Origin of the sequence: Vibrio sinaloensis DSM 21326, from assembly GCF_000189275.1 — a bacterium.
GTDB lineage: Bacteria > Pseudomonadota > Gammaproteobacteria > Enterobacterales > Vibrionaceae > Vibrio > Vibrio sinaloensis.
The window spans coordinates 287,858-305,000 of the sequence record NZ_AEVT01000018.1 but is presented as its reverse complement, the minus strand read 5'-3'; the positions used below and the strand labels follow the sequence as shown (position 1 = coordinate 305,000).

Below are 17,143 nucleotides of genomic sequence, written 5' to 3'. Positions count from 1 at the left end.
CGGACGCCCACCTTAATAGTCAAAGGTGCCGCGAATAGGATAATGATTGTTTGGATCGCGAATCCAGGCGAGACCTCGCGTTAGGGCGCCAAGTTCAGGGCGTACAAACGGGTTATTTGAAATGTCCACCACATGCAGATCACCATGTTCGTTAACAACAAATAATCCTGGCTCTGCAAAGTTATGATCGGTCTCTTGCTCAGAGCGAGGAATCGAAACATACAAACCAAGTGTTTCCATCTGTTGTTGGGTTAGCCCATAAGCAATTGGGAAGCTGATGTCGAGCTGCTCAAGATGCGTTTCCAATTGCGGTTTCGAATCACCAGATACTGCCAACACTTCAACGCCTGCATCGGCGAAAGCCTGCTTGTAGCTTTCTATTTCGTTAAGATATTTAGTACATAGTGGGCAATGCTTACCGCGATAAACAAACACGGCCTGCCAGCTTGCGCTCCCTTGTGGCTGGCCGAGCGTGACACTTGAACCATCTAATAAGGTCGCGTTTAACAATGGAAACGAGTCACCCGCTTTAAGTTTTACTGAATGTGCCATGCTTTCTCCTAGCGTTATCCTATATGCCTGAAACTCAATATAGGGACTCACTGCTAGACAAACAACTAGTTAACTTTTGGTAACCTAGTCGGATATGCGAGTTAGCGCATTTTATTTCGGCCTTCGATTGACCCATCCCCCAAAAAAGAGCCCGAATTGAGACTTCGTCATCGCAATCCATTTTACCGATGGTATATTGAATACAATTATTATAAAGATTAAGTAACACCGGAGACTTGGATGTCGCAGAAACCCGTTTTTAAAACTCGGACCCAGTTAGTAGAAGAAGCCATTCGTACCAAAATCCTCAAAGGTGAGTTAAAAACTGGACAACCATTACGTCAAGATGCGCTCGCCAAAGAGTTTAATGTCAGTCGTATACCCGTACGTGAAGCATTGATGCAATTGGAAGCTCAAGGGCTGGTTAGCTTTGAAGCCCACAAAGGGGCCACCGTCACTGAACTATCACCAGACAAAATTGATGAGTTGTTCGAGCTTCGCGCTGTCGTTGAATGCCATATACTTGAACGTGCGATTCAAAACATGACAGATGAAGATCTGGCTCGAGCCAATGAAATTCGAGCTAAGTTTGATGATCTGGTTAACCGCGGAGATGAAGTCGAAGAGTGGAGTAACTACAACTACGAGTTACACAAAGCGCTGTACGCTCCCGCCAATATGCCAGAAACCATGGATGTGATATACAACCTCAATACCAAATGCGACCGTTACATTCGCATGCAGTTACTCTTCACCGAAGGCACCGCTAAAGCCGATAAAGAGCACAAAGCCTTACTGGAGATGTGCCAAAACCGGGATATCGAAGGGGCGAAGTACATGTTGAAAAAACACATCCTAGAAGCAGGTGCTGCCATTCGAGATCTTTTGGTTGAGCGTCAAAGCTAAGCTCTTTTTCTTTTTACCTACCTGATGAAGTGAGTGCCTACTATGCATATTGGCCCAGAGTTTTTGCTTGCTGCCATTCGTCAAAAGATTCGTGACGAAGGGTTGTGTTATAGCGCATTGTCAGAAAAAACGGGCGTACCACTGTCGACCATCAAACGCCATCTGCACAATCCGGCTCTGGGGCTCGATAAGATTTTAATGTACACCACTCATCTAAATACCGATCTCATGGAGTTGTCGACACTGGCGATTCAGCTCCAACGCGATAACGAGCAGTTTCTTTCTGATGAGCAAAATGCGCTGTTCGTTGAGCACCCGTACTTACTCGACTTCATCTACTTGGTTACGTCATGCAATCGCTCACCCAAAGACATAGCCGAAGAGTATCAACTGTCCGATACCAGCCTCCGTTTTTACCTCAGTATTGCTGAAATTCTTGGTTACATGGAAAACCATGGCGATAAGATTTTTTACCGCTCTGGGCGACGGTTTATCATGGAAGAAGGCACCAAGCTGGATACTCTATTCAAACGCCGCTTTGAGGCGGTGTCTATGGCGGATGGTACTGTCTCTCAAGTTTGCCAAGCCAGAGTTCGACTCACCTCAGAACAACGGCTCAAACTGGAACAGGAAATTGATCAGAAAGTCAGTGAGATGCATGCCGCGAACTGCGTTAATGAGACGGGCGAATTGACCAATGTGTTGTTTCGTAACACTCCGGGACAACAGATCTTTTTTTCTGATGGACTCCCTCAAATTACCGGTGAACTTCTCAAGCAGGTCTCTGCCCGTTTTCGCCGGCAATAAAATGCAGGATATTTTCTGTGAACCAGCTACCAAAGTCGGTTAAATCTTAACCATTTTTGACCCAGTTTCACTTTATAAGACCAGTGGTATTACATTTCGCCACCTTGTTACAAAGATGTTAATTATTGTTTGCTGGCAAATTTTATACAATATACATTCCTCCTATCCCCTTAGCCATCTGTGTTAGCGCCTTATGCCGTTCCAAGGACTGACGCCCCTCTCAGATAAAGCGCTAAGGGGCCACTCCGATACGGACATAACGAGGAAGCTATGAAAGCAAAGAAACTAATCGCACTGAGTGCTATCGCCACCGCGCTGCTCACAGGTAATGCTGTCGCTAAACCCTACCCGACAGGTACTCAGCTTGCAGACAAACAAGAGATCACATTAAATAATGGCGCAGAAGTCACCTCAATTGATCCCGCTAAACAAGCCGCTGAGCCAGCATTTAACTTAGGCCGCGATCTGTTCGAAGGTTTAACAACGCAAGATAAGCAAGGCCGAACCATTCCAGGCATAGCCAAAAGCTGGAGTGCTAACGACAACAACACGGTCTACACCTTCACATTACGTGAATCACAATGGTCTAACGGTGACCCGCTGACGGCCCATGATTTCGTTTATAGCTGGCAGCGCCTGATTGACCCTCAAACCGCCTCTCCTTATGCTTGGTTCGCGGCGATCCCAGGTATTAAAAATTCCAACAAGATCATGAAAGGCGAAGCTCCAGCCAACACGCTCGGCGTTCGCGCTGTCGATGACTACACTTTTGAAGTGACACTCGAAAAGCCAGTGCCTTTCTTCATTAAGCTACTTAGCCACCCCGTTCTCGCCCCCGTACCGCAGAAAGTCATTGAGCAACATGGAGCCGCTTGGACACAACCGCAAAACATCGTAACAAATGGCGCATTCACCGTCTCTGATTGGAAAGTAAACGAGAAGATGGTCATGGTCAAAAACAGCCAATATTGGGATGCAGACAACGTCGTCTTGGACAAGATCACTTGGTTACCAATTGGCGATGCTAACGTCGCACTCAACCGCTATTTGGCGGGCGAGATTGACCAAGCACTGTCTATCCCAGCGGCGCAAAAAGCCAAACTGTTGAAGAAGTTCCCTGAGCAAGTGGCAGATACCAGCGCCTCACTTGGTTCGACCTTCTACTACCTCAATACCGAAAAAGGCCCTACTCAAGATCTTCGCGTTCGCCAAGCGCTGTCATACGCGATTGACCGTAACATTATTACCAAGGCCATCGTTAAAAACGGTGGGGTCCCTATGTTCACCCTAGTGCCTCCGCAAACCGATGGCTTTAAAACGCATACTCCTGAGTTTGCAACGTGGACTCAAGCCGAGCGTAACGCCAAAGCAAAAGCCTTGATTAAAGAAGCGGGGTTCAGTGATAGCAAACCGTTGAAACTGACGTTTACGGTACCGACCTTCTCAACGGATGTGAAAATGGCCACCGCAATGGCAGGCATGTGGAAAAGCGTCTTAGGTGTTCAAGTTGAGATCATCCAGTTAGAACCAAAAGTATTCTACGCATTGAAAGATCCGGGCAACATCAGTCGTGGCGGTTGGACAGCCGACTACAACGAAGCGTCCACTTGGTTAGATATCTTTGTTTCAACCGGTGAGTACAACGACTCTAACTACAACAACCCAGAATATGACCGCTTAATGACAGAGTCGAAGACGTTAAGCGACCCTTCTGCTGATTACATTGCTGCTGAGAAGCTATTAATTGAAGACATGGCGATCATTCCAATGTATCGCAATGGCAACGACCAATACCTGATTAAGGAATACGTCGGCGGCTACGAGCGCACCAATCCAGAATCGTCATACTACCGCAAGAACGTTTACGTCAGAGCCCACTAATACTGGGACGGTTTGCCCGAGCCTACATAATTCTTTGTCCCTGTAGGTCTCGGGCTTTTTTCTAACGAAAGGATACGTCATGTTGTTGTATATTCTTCGCCGGTTACTCATCGCGGTACCCACGCTACTGTTCATTGCATTAGTCTCATTCTGGCTAATGCACATTGCGCCGGGTGGTCCCTTCGATATGGAACGCCCAATGCCGGAAGTTGTCCGCGCCAATATCGAGGCTAAGTTTCATCTAAACGAACCCTTCATCGTTCAGTTCTTCATCTACATCAGCAATTTTATTCAAGGTGATCTAGGGCCGAGCTTCGTCTACCAAGATTTCACGGTCACGCAGTTAGTCGCACAATCTTGGCCCGTTTCTGCGGTACTGGGAGTGATCTCTTTTTGCATCTCTGTTCCACTTGGCATGGTATTAGGCACCATTGCTGCGCTAAACCGCAATGGCAAACTCGACTACTTACTGATGTCTTTATCGATGACAGGTGTCGTTATCCCTGCCTTCGTACTGGCGCCAGTATTAGTTACCATTTTCTCCATTCATCTCAATTTATTGCCAGCCGGTGGTTGGGAAGGCGGTGAGTTGTCATTTTTGGTATTACCCGTGCTCAGCTTAGCCATCGGGTCTGTCGCCAGTATTGCTAGGGTAATGCGCGGCGCCATGATTGAAACCCTCAATCAACCCTATATTCGAACTGCGAAAGCCAAAGGGTTGTCCACCAGCTACATCTTGTTTCATCACGCTTTACGTCCATCCCTTATCCCGATTATCGCCATGTTGGGTCCCAGTTTTGTCGCGGTCATTACCGGCTCCGTCATCATCGATATTTTCTTTAGTACCGGTGGCATGGGTCAACACTTCGTGTCAGGTGCGCTCAATCGGGATTACGGGCTAGTGATGGGAATCACGCTGATCGTCGCTGCGCTGACCATCTTTTTCAACTTGGTGGTCGATATTCTCTACACCGTTATTGACCCGCGCATTCGTATATAGGAGGTGACGAATGTTAACTAAACGCATTGATGCCAATGAGCTGGCGGATCAAATGAGCTCTAATTTGGAAGCGGTTGAAGGCCGCAGCTTGTGGCAGGACGCCTGGACTCGCTTTCGCCAAAACCGCGCCGCCATGACCTCAATCTACGTGCTGTGCTTTATTGTCCTATGTATAACGTTCGGCCCGCACCTTGCTGCTTTTGGCCATGATGAAATTGACTGGAATGTGGTTGTCGATCCTTATGAACTGGGCAAACCGTCTATCAGCTCTGGCCACTATTTTGGTACCGATGATTTAGGCCAAGACTTGTTCGCTAGAACCATGCAAGGAGGGCGACTGTCGATTATGGTCGGCTTTATGGGCGCTTTGGTGGCTGTTGTTATCGGTACGGCTTGGGGCGCTCTGTCTGGCTACATGGGTGGCTTAGTGGACAGCACCATGATGCGCATCATCGAAGTGCTCGACTCGGTGCCGTTTATGTTCCTCGTAATCCTATTCGTCACTCTGTTTGGCAATAACATCTATCTGATCTTTGTCGTCATAGGCATGGTCTCTTGGTTGGGAATTGCTCGGGTCGTTCGTGGCGTCACATTCAGTATTAAGAAACGAGAGTTTATTGAAGCCGCCCACTCTATAGGCGTATCCCGTTTTACTATCGTGCGTCGTCATGTGCTGCCTAATGTGCTGGGTATCGTCATGGTCTATTCCTCGCTCATGGTACCGGGTTTTATCATGTTTGAATCGTTTTTAAGCTTCCTTGGCCTCGGCGTTCAGCCACCGGATACCAGCTGGGGGATACTAATATCAGAAGGGGCCAAAACCATAGATGTCGCGCTCTGGCAATTGCTGTTCCCGTCTCTGTTTCTCGTCGCCACCCTGTTCTGTTTTAACTTTATTGGTGATGGCTTGCGCGACGCGCTCGACCCGAAAGATCGCTAAGGAGCTGCTATGAGTATTCTATCTATCGAGAACATGAACGTTCGCTTTCAGACGCCCGACGGCTTAGTTCAAGCGGTCAGCGATCTTTCTTATTCCGTGAATAAAGGGGAGACACTCGGCATCGTCGGCGAGTCCGGCTCTGGCAAAAGCCAGTCGGTCTTTGCTTTGATGGGGCTTACTGCCGATAACGGAGTCGTCAGCGGCGCGGCTAACTTTCATGGTGAAAACCTGCTGACCATGACCAAAAGCCAGCTCAACCACGTTCGTGCGGAGAAAATCGGCATGATCTTCCAAGACCCGATGACCTCTCTCAATCCATTTATGAAAGTGGGTAAACAACTTTCAGAAGTATTGATGATTCACAAAGGGATGAGCCGTCACTCTGCTGAACAAGAAGCGATTGCGATGCTTGATGCGGTACGCATTCCTTCGGCAGCGACCCGAATGGCGCAATACCCACATGAGATGTCTGGTGGCATGCGCCAACGAGTCATGATTGCGATGGCTCTTTTATGTAAACCAGAACTCTTGATCGCCGATGAACCCACCACGGCTTTGGATGTCACGGTTCAAGCACAGATCTTAGCCTTACTTCGTGAGCTACAAGCAGAGTTCAATACCGCCATTTTGCTGATTACACACGATATGGGCGTCGTCGCCGAAATGTGTGACCGGGTATTGGTCATGTACGGAGGGCGTAAAATGGAAGAGTCAGATACCGATTCTATTTTTGACTCTCCCGCCCACCCATACACGCAAGGCTTACTTAAGGCTATCCCATCGATTACCCAAGATATGGCTCGCTTGCCGACCATTCCCGGTAATCCACCCAGTGCACTTATTCATAATAAAGGCTGTCCATTTAAAGAGCGCTGTCATCAGTATCGAGCGGAGTGCAGTGCCGCTATGCCTGCGTTTCGCTCACTGACCTCCTCACAAGGACTGGCATGTCATGTCACACCAAGTGACATCATTACCCCCATCGTTCGACGCGCTTAGGAGATAAAAATGCCCCATCAAGAGATATTGCTATCAGCACGTGACTTAAAGGTCCATTTCCCAATCAATAAGCACATTCTTCCCAGTAAACGAAAAGTGGTTAAAGCGGTGGATGGTATTGACCTTGACGTCTACCGCGGTGAAACACTTGGGGTGGTGGGAGAGTCCGGTTGTGGTAAATCGACCCTTGCCCGAGCCCTACTGCGCCTTATCGAACCGTCTTCCGGAGAGCTAAACTGGAAAGGTGAAAACATGCGCGGATTTGGCAAACATGAGTTAGCGGTGCGTCGCCGTGAATTCCAAATGGTGTTTCAAGACCCGTCCGCATGCTTAAATCCTCGCTTAACAATTTCGGAGTGTATTGCAGAGCCTTTACTCACCCACGAACCACACTTAAAACGTCCAGAAGTTGAACGACGAGTTATCGCCATGATGGACAAAGTTGGCTTACTTGCCAGTCAACGAAACCGCTACCCCCATGAGTTTTCAGGCGGCCAATGCCAGCGAGTCGGCATAGCGCGTGCTTTGATCCTCAAACCCGATCTGGTGGTGTGCGATGAGCCAGTCAGCGCATTGGATGTCTCCATCCAAGCTCAAGTAATCAACTTACTCGATGATTTAAAGCAAGAAATGGGGCTGACGCTAGTGATGATCGCCCATGATCTCAGCGTGGTTCGTCATATCAGCGACCGCGTCATGGTGATGTATTTAGGCAAGCCCATGGAAGTCGGTCGCTATGACAAAGTATTTGACCAAGCCCAGCATCCGTACACCAAGGCTCTACTTTCCGCTGTCCCGATTGCTCATCCAACATTGGCTCGCCAACGAGACATTCAGCTACTGCCCGGTGATTTGCCCTCGCCGCTAAATCCACCCAGTGGCTGTGTGTTCCGCACACGTTGCCCCAGTGCGACCGAACTGTGTGGCGAACAAAACCCGACACGAAGTGGTCAGCCAGACCACCATATTTTCTGTACCCATACTCTGCTAGGAAGTCCTGCTCTATGACATTAACCACAATTCCTCAACGTTTGAACGCATTACGTAACAGCATGAAAAGCCATGAGTTTGATGCTTATATCGTCACCAATAATGACCCTCATTCTAGCGAATACTCTGCCGAGTATTGGTTGGCAAGACAGTGGATATCAGGTTTTACAGGATCGGCGGGCGATGTTGTCATTACGCCTGAAGGCGGTGGTCTTTGGACTGACGGTCGCTATTACATTCAAGGAGCAGAGCAGTTACAGGGTTCAGGCTTGAGCTTGTTTAAAGCCAAATTGGCCGAAACGCCGACCATTCCGCAGTGGCTCGCAGAAACCTTACCCGAAGGCGCAAAAGTGGGTGTCGATGGTCGCAGTATCAGCCAGTCGTTTTACCGTCAATTGACTGAGGCGTTAGCAGGAAAATCTGTAACGATTGTCCTCGAGTACGATTTGCTTAGTCCTCTCTGGCTAGACCGCCCTAGTCGTCCGAAAGGCCACTTATTTACCCACCCACTCACTGTTGCAGGGGAAACCACCAGTAGCAAGATTAGAGTGCTTCGCCAATACCTAAGCCAGCAACAAGCGGATGCCTTGCTGATTTCCACCCTAGACGATGTGATGTGGACACTCAATATTCGCGGTGGCGATACCGCTTACTGCCCTCTCTCTGAAAGCTATCTTCTTGTCGAGCAAAGTAGCGCACGATTATTTGTTGATAGCGACAAACTGACGGCCGAAGTGGTGGCCAGCCTCACAGAACACAACATTCATCTGCATGACTACGAGCACCTCGGTGCCGCTTTGAACTTACTAGCAAACGGTGCTCGCGTTATCTACAGCGAAAGATATTGCGACAGTCTTACCGTCCAGCAAGTCAAACCAGAACTTGAGCTAGTCAACCAGCCTTGCATTGTCACGGACATGAAAGCGCAGAAAAACCCTACCGAGCTAATAAGCATGGAAGAGACGTTACGCAAAGATGGGATTGCGATGGTGAGATTTATGAAGTGGCTCGATGAGCAAGTGCCAAGTGGCCAAGTCACTGAGCTCAGCGCCGAGCAAACCTTGACGGGCTACCGCAAATTGAATGAAGACTATATTGGTGAGAGCTTTCGTACCATTGCAGGCTTCGCGGAACATGGGGCCAAAATGCACTACGCAGCCGATGAAAGCAGTAACTACGACGTCACGGAGAAAAGCTTTTTCTTAGTCGATTCTGGCGCACAGTATCCAGGCGGCACGACTGACATTACTCGCACTTTTCATTTTGGTACGCCTAGCGATCGCGAGCGCACCGATTACACACTGGTCCTCAAAGCCGTAATACGTTTGACTCAATCTCGCTTTATGCGCGGTGCGACTGGAGCAAACCTCGACATCATGGCACGCGGAGTATTGTGGCAGTATGGCATCGATTACAAATGCGGTACTGGGCATGGCGTAGGCATGTGTCTCAACGTTCACGAAGGGCCGCAGAACTTTTCACAAAACCCCGCGGAAGTCGCTCTGAAACCGGGCATGGTGATCACCAATGAACCAGGCGTCTATCGTGAGGGAGTTCATGGAGTGCGTATTGAAAACATCATGAAAGTGGTGGAAATTGAAGAAAATGAGTTTGGCACCTTTTACGGATTTGAAACCATCACTTTGGCGCCAATCGCCACTCATATGCTGGATAAATCCCTGCTCGAACAGTCAGAGATTGATTGGTTAAACCGCTATCATCAGCGCTGTTGGCAAGCCCTATCTGGCGACCTTAACTCACAAGAACAAGCTTGGTTGCAACAAGCCACCGCCGCTATTTAACCCTCCACGCTGTCAGAAGCCTTTATTGACTTTCTGGCAGCGCTTCATCTGCTCTCAGAGTGAGAACTTCATACCCATTCGCCGTTACGAGTATGGTGTGCTCGCACTGAGCTGACAGTTTTTTATCGCGCGTTACAACCGTCCAACCGTCTTTCTTGGTCTTAGTTTTTGCGGTTCCTTGATTGACCATAGGTTCAATGGTGAAAGTCATACCCTCTTTGAGCACTAACCCAGTATCGGGCAAACCGTAGTGTAAGACTTGTGGAGCTTCATGCATTTCGCGACCAATACCATGACCACAGTACTCTCGTACAATGCTGTAACCAAAAGACTCGGCGTAGCTTTGAATCGCGTGGCCGATATCCCCCAGCCGTGCCCCCGGCTTAACTTGCGAGATCCCTTGCCACATTGCCTGATACGTGACCTCCACAAGCTTTTTCGCCAATGGTGTGGCACCCGGCATGACGAACATTTTGCTCGAATCTGCAATAAAACCCTTCTTCTCTAAGGTGATGTCTAGATTGACAATATCACCGTTTTTCAAGATCTGATTAGCTTTTGGCACACCATGACATACAACGTCATTCAGAGAGGAGTTAAGTACATATTGATAATCATATTGACCCTTGCTGGCTGGACGAGCATGCAGTTGATCGACAATGAATCGCTCGACAGTATCGTTGATCTCCATCGTTGAAAGGCCAGGGCGAACATACCCTTCCAGCATTTCAAATACGCTGGCCAACAACTTACCTGACTCTCGCATCAGCTCCACTTCATTAGCTGACTTAATCGTGACTGGATTAGTCATTGGCTGCGACACTCTCAGAAGTAGAAAGGTTGTGGCTCGACACTTGCGCCGACTTCATGAGATCACTCACCAGTTGGTTAAATGAGAGTTGCGGATGAAGCTCCGCGAGCATGCCTATTTTGATCCAGAACTCCGCCTGTGAATTGATTGAACGTGACATCACCGAGCTCGCCTTACGTAACTCCTCGTGCAGTTCATCCGAGATTTTTACTATACCCATAGCTAGTACACCATATTCGTTTAATATACGAATTATATACACATCGCATATTTGATCAAATTTTATCCTTACTGCCCATCGGTGTAGCGAACTCCCTTTCTGCGTATACAACTCGGTGAACAAAGTGAAAACAGTTCTCATTAACGAGATAGACAGCAATCTCTCCATTTAAGCTCAAAGTTATTCACTCTTATGCTCATCGCTCAGCTCAATCTATTTTATAAATAACACCCAACATATTCATAACAATAATATTTATCTAAGTTAGTCGCTTATAAGGATTAGAAACCATGATGAAATTTGCCAAAGCCAGCTTGGCATTTGCTACTTCTATCGCTCTGTTTGGGTGTTCAAGCAACGATATTGAAAACGTTGTTAATGATGGGGTAAATGGTGCTATCAATGGAGTACTTGGCTCCGTAGGAGGCAGCAGTAACGGCTCCGTCGTTAAGAATGGAAAAAGCTACAGCGTGGAAAAGGAACCTCTATACACTGCGTTCGCAACGAGACAAAAAAAAGATTACGGCACCATAGAGGTCACCCGTACTGAAAAAAATCCTAACTCCAAAACAACTTTAGTGTTAGAAAGTTGCATCCACCCACGCATTGGATCCGTCAACTGCGGTGGTTATATCTATGAAGTCACCAAAGAGGGTTGGCTGGTTGACGATAAAGTGAAATTTAATACTGGTTTCAACAAAGATATCTCAGTCGCTTCAGGCACCTACTATTTCAAGCTCGAATCCAGTAACACTGGTAATAACTTCTATGTGGCTAACGAAGTGACCATCTCACCATTTGTAACCAACTACGTGGCAATAACGGTTGAATAATCACGGCTTGAATACGGCATTGTTCTTGGCTAGAGAGTAGTGCCAAACCTCACTTTGGCTCAATCATTTACATTGTAAATTTCACAGTAATTTAGTGAGCTGCCTAAACACCATGCAAGATAACTAACCACGTTTTGATTCGACGAAGTCGCATTGCCTCTAAACAAAAAGCCCAGCATGAGCTGGGCTTGAAGTTATAGTTATTGGCGGCATCCCGGTGTATCAAAATCGACCACCAGCGCGGCATTGGCAAAGTCACCGGAGACTTTGAGATAGCCCCAATAGTTGGCCTGACCGTTAACCGTTATACACTCACCATTACCAGGGTTCGCTGACCAACCATGCAAATTTGAACCTTCACTGTTCGGCCACGCAAAGTTACTGTATTCCAGCTTTAAATCGCCACTGCCATTAGCCGAGGTGATCGACATTGTGCTGGATTCGTTTACTGCGGGGATAGACAGCCAAATGGTGGATTGACTCTCTAGACACACCGCCTCCCCTACGACCAGTTGACCGCCAGAAATTTTGCTACGCTGAGCACAATCTTGCGGCAAACTCGGGTTTCCACCCTGTGAGTCATCCAAAATCGTTAGCGGTGCATAGGTCTCTGCTGTCAATCCATCATTATCGGTGACCGTTAGGCGAACCGTGTAGTTACCCGCACGGCTGAATTGGTGCGTCGGATTGGCCTCGCGACTTGTCGCGCCGTCGCCGAACTCCCAGAAGTAGTCGACAATTTGACCGTCTGTATCCGTGCTGCGTGCGCTGCTGAATGTAACTGTTTCATTAACCTTTGCCTCGTTGGTTACTGTGATAGCGGCATTGGGTGGAGTCTGCTGTGGACCGCCATTCACCAATTCTTGTTGCCACTGTTCAAATTCACTCTGATAGTCACTCGACCATTGAGTAATAATGGTTTTATACGCCGCCCAATTCCCTGAACGTGTTTCCACCAGCATACGGTTGACCTCATCCATGTGGCGCTCAAACATGAATCGCACCGCTAAGTAACCCCAGCGGTAGATACGGTCAACGTCAAAGCCATCATAGGTTGTCTCAAAGATTTGGCTTAGCGTGTACGTTGACCCATCTTGAATCGTTTCTAACGCTCTCGGGTTGTGATCTTCGTTAGCCACGTATTCAGCAACCCCTTCACTCCACCACACAACCTTTTCAGTTGGATGACTAAACCCACCGTACATATCAAAACGTCCATCAAGATAGTGAACGTACTCATGCTCTAGGTTCCAGACGAAATGTTCAGCATTAGCATAAGAGGCTTCATAAGCAATAAAGTTTGGAATGTTACCTGGTGTAGCTGGGTCACCTTCGAGATACATACCGCCATTATTGGTGTCGATGTCAAAGATTGGCCCAGCGTATTTGCCATAGTCATCGCTACTATCAAAGATATTCACTTGCAGTTGGATATTGTGGTCATCCGCGACTGGTTGGTTGCCAGTTTCTAATCGAGTATGGAAATACCCCTCTTCATACCCCATTTTTTCACAGGCGGCTTGGTGCTGAGCTGGCGTCATATTTTGGGAGAGAATTCGAATGGTTGGACTACAGGTGTAGCTTTGCGCCAACACTTTAGATTTTAACTGTTGTTCAAAATTGCAGATTCCAAAAGCAGAACAATCGACATAATAGGAAGCACTGTCAGCGGTTGCCAGCCACACTGTGTCACCGAATCCAAACATTTCATACTGGGTGAATATCTGGTTGATTTTTTCGCGCACCGGCGTCGCGATAACGGTATTTTTGTACTGAGTTAAACGACCTAACTCTCGTCCAGCATTGGCCGTCATAAACTCATCGGCTTGACCAATCGAATCACGATTCAGAGCGAATGCGGCGAGAGCGTTAACCAGCTCGGTTTGGCTTCCAATCAAACGTACGTACTCACTGTTCCATTGCCCACCAAACAAAATAGTAAACACACCATTAACCGCATTTCGCATGTTCCAACTCTGCGCGTAACTGCGATCCCATCGATTTAGCCACTGTGTCACAATAGCCAAGTACTCGTGCTGTAAGCCGGCACTGTCCATGGTGGTGATCACCTCGGCGAGCACTTTGCCATGCGCATCGCTGTTTTCATAGAATGCCGCATTGGCAACAAAAGCATCAACGGCTTCTTTCACTGCGGGTTGGACCCAAGTAGTAAAGTCAATATTGTCGTTGTAAAACTCAGCGTAGTAACCCGCTCTCAGATAAAGAAACAGCGCTTCAAGTTCTTCGCTTCCACCGCCTTGATAATTGCGCGCTAAGTTGACCGTATGCTTAGCGACGTTGTACATATTACTTGAGCCAAACGCAGTAACTTGCACGTCGCTCGCCGCAGAAAACAGTTCATTGACACAATCTGCACCTTGACCTGTAATTTGTCCGATCAGCGCGGTGCTATTGGTGGTCGCAAATGCCGTTACGTCACATGGCTCGCTCGCTTCTAGTGGTTGCGCTGCGCGACTGATGGCGTTGAAAGGGGTGATCATCTCCTGATTGGTTTGCGGTTGTTTTGGTAACGCTTTCTGTGGACTGTAGTGGGGAGTTGAGTCCTCAACACCGTGATGATGGTCATGATCACTATGTCCATCTCTATCGACCACTTGAGGTTGCGGTTCGCTAACCGCGAGCACGTTCATGCTCAGAAGCGTACTGACCACTGCGACTGTAAGTTTTTTAAGTTCCATCTTAATAGCTCTTGTTTGATTGAGTAATGACACCTGTTTCGGTGCTTGTAATAGGGCGGCTGGTAGCAGCTGCTAACTCAATCTAGGCATTAACCTAACAAAGCGAAACTTTGTGATTTTTAAGTCTCAGTAACTAGCGCTGTCAGTATCAAAAGTGCAAACGTTACAAAAATGTTAAACCGCTTTAATGGAAATGAGATCTTGCTTCGAGAACGACTTTCACGTAGTCAGTTTCACGAGTTAAAGGGGGCTGTTTTCGAACCCAATAGAGGTGCGTGTTGTGAAATGGCTCTCAACCAAGCGGCCCAAGTCTATGGGCCGCTGTATTGTCCAGAGATAGTTGTAGCTAGAGACGACCGATTGAACGATTGTCTTGATCTCAAACTACTCCGTCCTATCGTGTCTGGTTACAGACAAGGATTTGGGCCAACACTCATCCACACATCGGCGGTACCCGGCTCATCTCCTTGTGTCCACCACTGTGCCTGCCACTGGTCAGCACCATGGTTAACTAACTCACCGCCATCATAGGCAATTGTCGCGGACCAAGAAAGAACCACATCACTTAACAACTCCCAAGCCTCATTTTCTGGAGATGGTTCGCTGCCCTGTACCCACCAATTGGCCTGATAGACTAATCCATTATGTGAAACCGGATCGCTCTCTTCGGTATACACTAGGCTCGGATCGTAAGCTGGGTATTGGCCCGCATTCGGGTCAATCATGCTACAACTGCCGTTGTCCCCTTCTGGTTGATCCATCACCAACATCGTCATCGACGCTTTGGCTTGATTACCCGCCGAATCTTCAACTAAAACCCGTGCTGATAGAGGGGTATCCGCATCGACTTCTGGCGCAGTGAACGTTATGGTTTGGCCGTTGTTACTGAGCGTGAAATCGACCTCTGCAGATAACTGCCAAGAGAGCTGATGACTACCGGACTCATCCGGGTCTTCAACTGACGCCGTCACTGAGACATTGGTTTGATTTTCAACCACTGACTCTGGGCCAGAAACCACGACCACAGGTGTTTCGTTCGCCGTCACATCGAGAGCCGAGATCGTCATACTATCTGAATCTCGTTCGCCTTTGTCATCGGTAACCGTTAGCGTGATGGTGAATTCCATTTCTTGCTCAACAGCAGGAACAGATACCGTCACACGCTCCCCACTTTGAGAGCTAAAGCCAAGTTCAACACCAGAGCTGTCTGTTTGTTGCCATTGATAGTGAATGATCTCGCCGTCGGTATCCGTTGAGTAAGCACCTGACAGCTCAACTTCATGCGTTTGGCGCATATCCACGGTCACATCGTTGCCAGCCATTGCTGTTGGAGGCAAGTTACCGTTGCTATCGTCATAGACAGTGACATTGAACTTGTCTTCCACACACTTGGTGTAGTCACCGTCAATAAATGACGAATAAGGGCCTTGATACGCCACTAACTGACACTTGTACGAGCGACCATCTGGGGTGCTTTCGTCCCATGACCAATCTTCTTCCCAATAGATGTTCAGAGCACCGGCACCGTTTGCATCAAACTGGTTCATGCCTTTACAGCCCAACACTTCATCTTCAGGAATGTCGACATTGAGGTAGTTAGAAAACTCTCGGTAGTAACTAATACGGTTCTGAGATTGAATGTGCTCTTCTGAGCCACCACACTCGACGCCACCGTTAATGATTTGAGTCGTGACTCCAAAACCAGGTACTAAGCCCGCCGCCAAGTCGTTGTCATTGGGTTGCCATGTGCCATCAATAACGTGCAGCATGCTCGGTTTTGGCGGCTGAGGATAGAGATAGAAAAATACCGCGCTGGCTAAATTCAACCAGGTGTCAGCCACCAGTTGAGGCTCGTTGAGCAGCTTTTCGACGTTGCCGTAAATTGAGTGAGAAAATGGGCCGTAATTATAGTTATAGCTCAATTGCTTAGAGCCACGACCAAAGTAACTTTTGTACGTTCCGTCTGGGTTGGTACCACAAGGATAAGCCTGGCCTTGCCAAGTTTCAGGATCACAAATGCCGTAGCCACCTGACGTCTCTTCGCTCCAACCGACTTCTCTGAGGTAGTAAAGACCTTGGCGCCACTCTGGCGTCTCTGAGCTAGGATCATGGCCGCCCGTCTCTTGGGTAAAGTGGGCAAACATGGTGGCTAAGGTTTTACGACAAATCGCTTCTGCGTTGCGCCCGTCATCGTAGTCACCACAAAGTGCTGGGTATTTGCCAGCGGCTTTCAGGAAATTTAAATAGGTGTAAGCTGAATCTCGCTGAGGAAACAGGTGGTTCCAATCTTGCTCAGAAACAATCGCTTCAATGCGCTTCACATTGTCTGGATTGCTTGCTCGGAGTGGTGTGATTTTTTCAACGTCTTCATTATCTAAGGTGCGAATAGATTCCACTACTAATGCGTAACCATCCGGTTGTTCTGCGATGATGGCTTGCTCATCGGCGAGAACTTGGCTAAGTGGTAAACGCTCTAGCGGCTCACCATCATTGGCTAATGCGAGCGCTGGAAGCAATAACAAACTGCTAGTGATTATATTCACTTTCATTACGGCTTAATTCCTTGTTTTTAATCGTTTTATAATCATGCCTTATTAACTGGCATGCATAACGATATTCGCACCTGTTTGGTCATAGAGCACGTAAAAGAGGCTTAAATAATCCTTTTAAACCTTAATCATATAAAAATTCGCGATGTATTAG

Annotated in this window: 14 protein-coding genes; 9 read left to right on the top strand and 5 right to left on the bottom strand. The window is 47.9% G+C overall.

Annotated features, from left to right (window positions below):
- Positions 1-12: 12 nt before the first annotated feature.
- Complete coding sequence (locus RH45_RS04855) at positions 13-552, bottom strand: redoxin domain-containing protein (protein ID WP_008074421.1); 540 nt, start codon at positions 550-552, stop codon at positions 13-15.
- A 240-nt stretch (positions 553-792) separates the two neighbouring features.
- Here RH45_RS04855 and RH45_RS04850 point away from each other — a divergent pair, with 240 nt between their 5' ends.
- The 8 genes from RH45_RS04850 to RH45_RS04815 all read left to right on the top strand — a co-directional run bounded on the left by RH45_RS04850 (position 793) and on the right by RH45_RS04815 (position 9,877).
- Positions 793-1,458, top strand: coding sequence for a GntR family transcriptional regulator (locus tag RH45_RS04850; RefSeq protein ID WP_008074420.1), 666 nt, complete (start codon positions 793-795; stop codon positions 1,456-1,458).
- A gap of 42 nt (positions 1,459-1,500) precedes the next feature.
- Positions 1,501-2,265 (top strand): hypothetical protein, encoded by a 765-nt coding sequence (locus RH45_RS04845; protein ID WP_008074419.1) that lies wholly within the window; start codon positions 1,501-1,503, stop codon positions 2,263-2,265.
- A 270-nt stretch (positions 2,266-2,535) separates the two neighbouring features.
- Positions 2,536-4,146: a peptide ABC transporter substrate-binding protein gene (locus RH45_RS04840; RefSeq protein ID WP_008074418.1), complete on the top strand. Its 1,611-nt coding sequence runs from the start codon at positions 2,536-2,538 to the stop codon at positions 4,144-4,146.
- Between the two features lie 79 nt (positions 4,147-4,225).
- The gene (oppB, locus tag RH45_RS04835) at positions 4,226-5,146 is read left to right on the top strand and encodes an oligopeptide ABC transporter permease OppB (RefSeq protein ID WP_008074417.1); all 921 of its coding nucleotides are present in this window, start codon (positions 4,226-4,228) and stop codon (positions 5,144-5,146) included.
- Positions 5,147-5,156: 10 nt separating this feature from the next.
- The gene (locus RH45_RS04830; protein ID WP_008074412.1) at positions 5,157-6,086 is read left to right on the top strand and encodes an ABC transporter permease subunit; all 930 of its coding nucleotides are present in this window, start codon (positions 5,157-5,159) and stop codon (positions 6,084-6,086) included.
- 9 nt (positions 6,087-6,095) lie between these two features.
- On the top strand, positions 6,096-7,085 hold the full coding sequence (locus RH45_RS04825; protein ID WP_008074410.1) for an ABC transporter ATP-binding protein: 990 nt from the start codon (positions 6,096-6,098) through the stop codon (positions 7,083-7,085).
- Between the two features lie 9 nt (positions 7,086-7,094).
- Entirely contained in the window at positions 7,095-8,093 is a 999-nt protein-coding gene (locus RH45_RS04820) for an ABC transporter ATP-binding protein (protein WP_008074408.1), read from the top strand.
- Entirely contained in the window at positions 8,090-9,877 is a 1,788-nt protein-coding gene (locus RH45_RS04815; RefSeq protein WP_008074406.1) for an aminopeptidase P family protein, read from the top strand. The genes RH45_RS04820 and RH45_RS04815 overlap by 4 nt, the downstream gene beginning before the upstream one ends.
- A gap of 22 nt (positions 9,878-9,899) precedes the next feature.
- On the opposite strand, the gene map is transcribed toward RH45_RS04815, so the two are convergent.
- Both map and RH45_RS04805 read right to left on the bottom strand, forming a co-directional pair.
- A complete protein-coding gene (gene map, locus RH45_RS04810) occupies positions 9,900-10,688 on the bottom strand; it encodes a type I methionyl aminopeptidase (protein ID WP_008074404.1) in 789 nt (262 codons plus the stop codon).
- The gene (locus RH45_RS04805) at positions 10,681-10,908 is read right to left on the bottom strand and encodes a ParD-like family protein (RefSeq protein WP_039958214.1); all 228 of its coding nucleotides are present in this window, start codon (positions 10,906-10,908) and stop codon (positions 10,681-10,683) included. The genes map and RH45_RS04805 overlap by 8 nt, the downstream gene beginning before the upstream one ends.
- 290 nt (positions 10,909-11,198) lie before the next feature.
- Here RH45_RS04805 and RH45_RS04800 point away from each other — a divergent pair, with 290 nt between their 5' ends.
- Positions 11,199-11,741 (top strand): hypothetical protein, encoded by a 543-nt coding sequence (locus RH45_RS04800; RefSeq protein ID WP_008074400.1) that lies wholly within the window; start codon positions 11,199-11,201, stop codon positions 11,739-11,741.
- A gap of 200 nt (positions 11,742-11,941) precedes the next feature.
- On the opposite strand, the gene RH45_RS04795 is transcribed toward RH45_RS04800, so the two are convergent.
- Positions 11,942-14,440, bottom strand: coding sequence for a collagenase (locus tag RH45_RS04795; protein WP_008074398.1), 2,499 nt, complete (start codon positions 14,438-14,440; stop codon positions 11,942-11,944).
- Positions 14,441-14,847: 407 nt separating this feature from the next.
- Positions 14,848-16,989 carry a chitinase gene (locus tag RH45_RS22670; RefSeq protein ID WP_008074396.1) on the bottom strand — a complete coding sequence of 714 codons (2,142 nt, stop codon included), beginning with the start codon at positions 16,987-16,989 and terminating at the stop codon, positions 14,848-14,850.
- Positions 16,990-17,143: the final 154 nt, after the last annotated feature.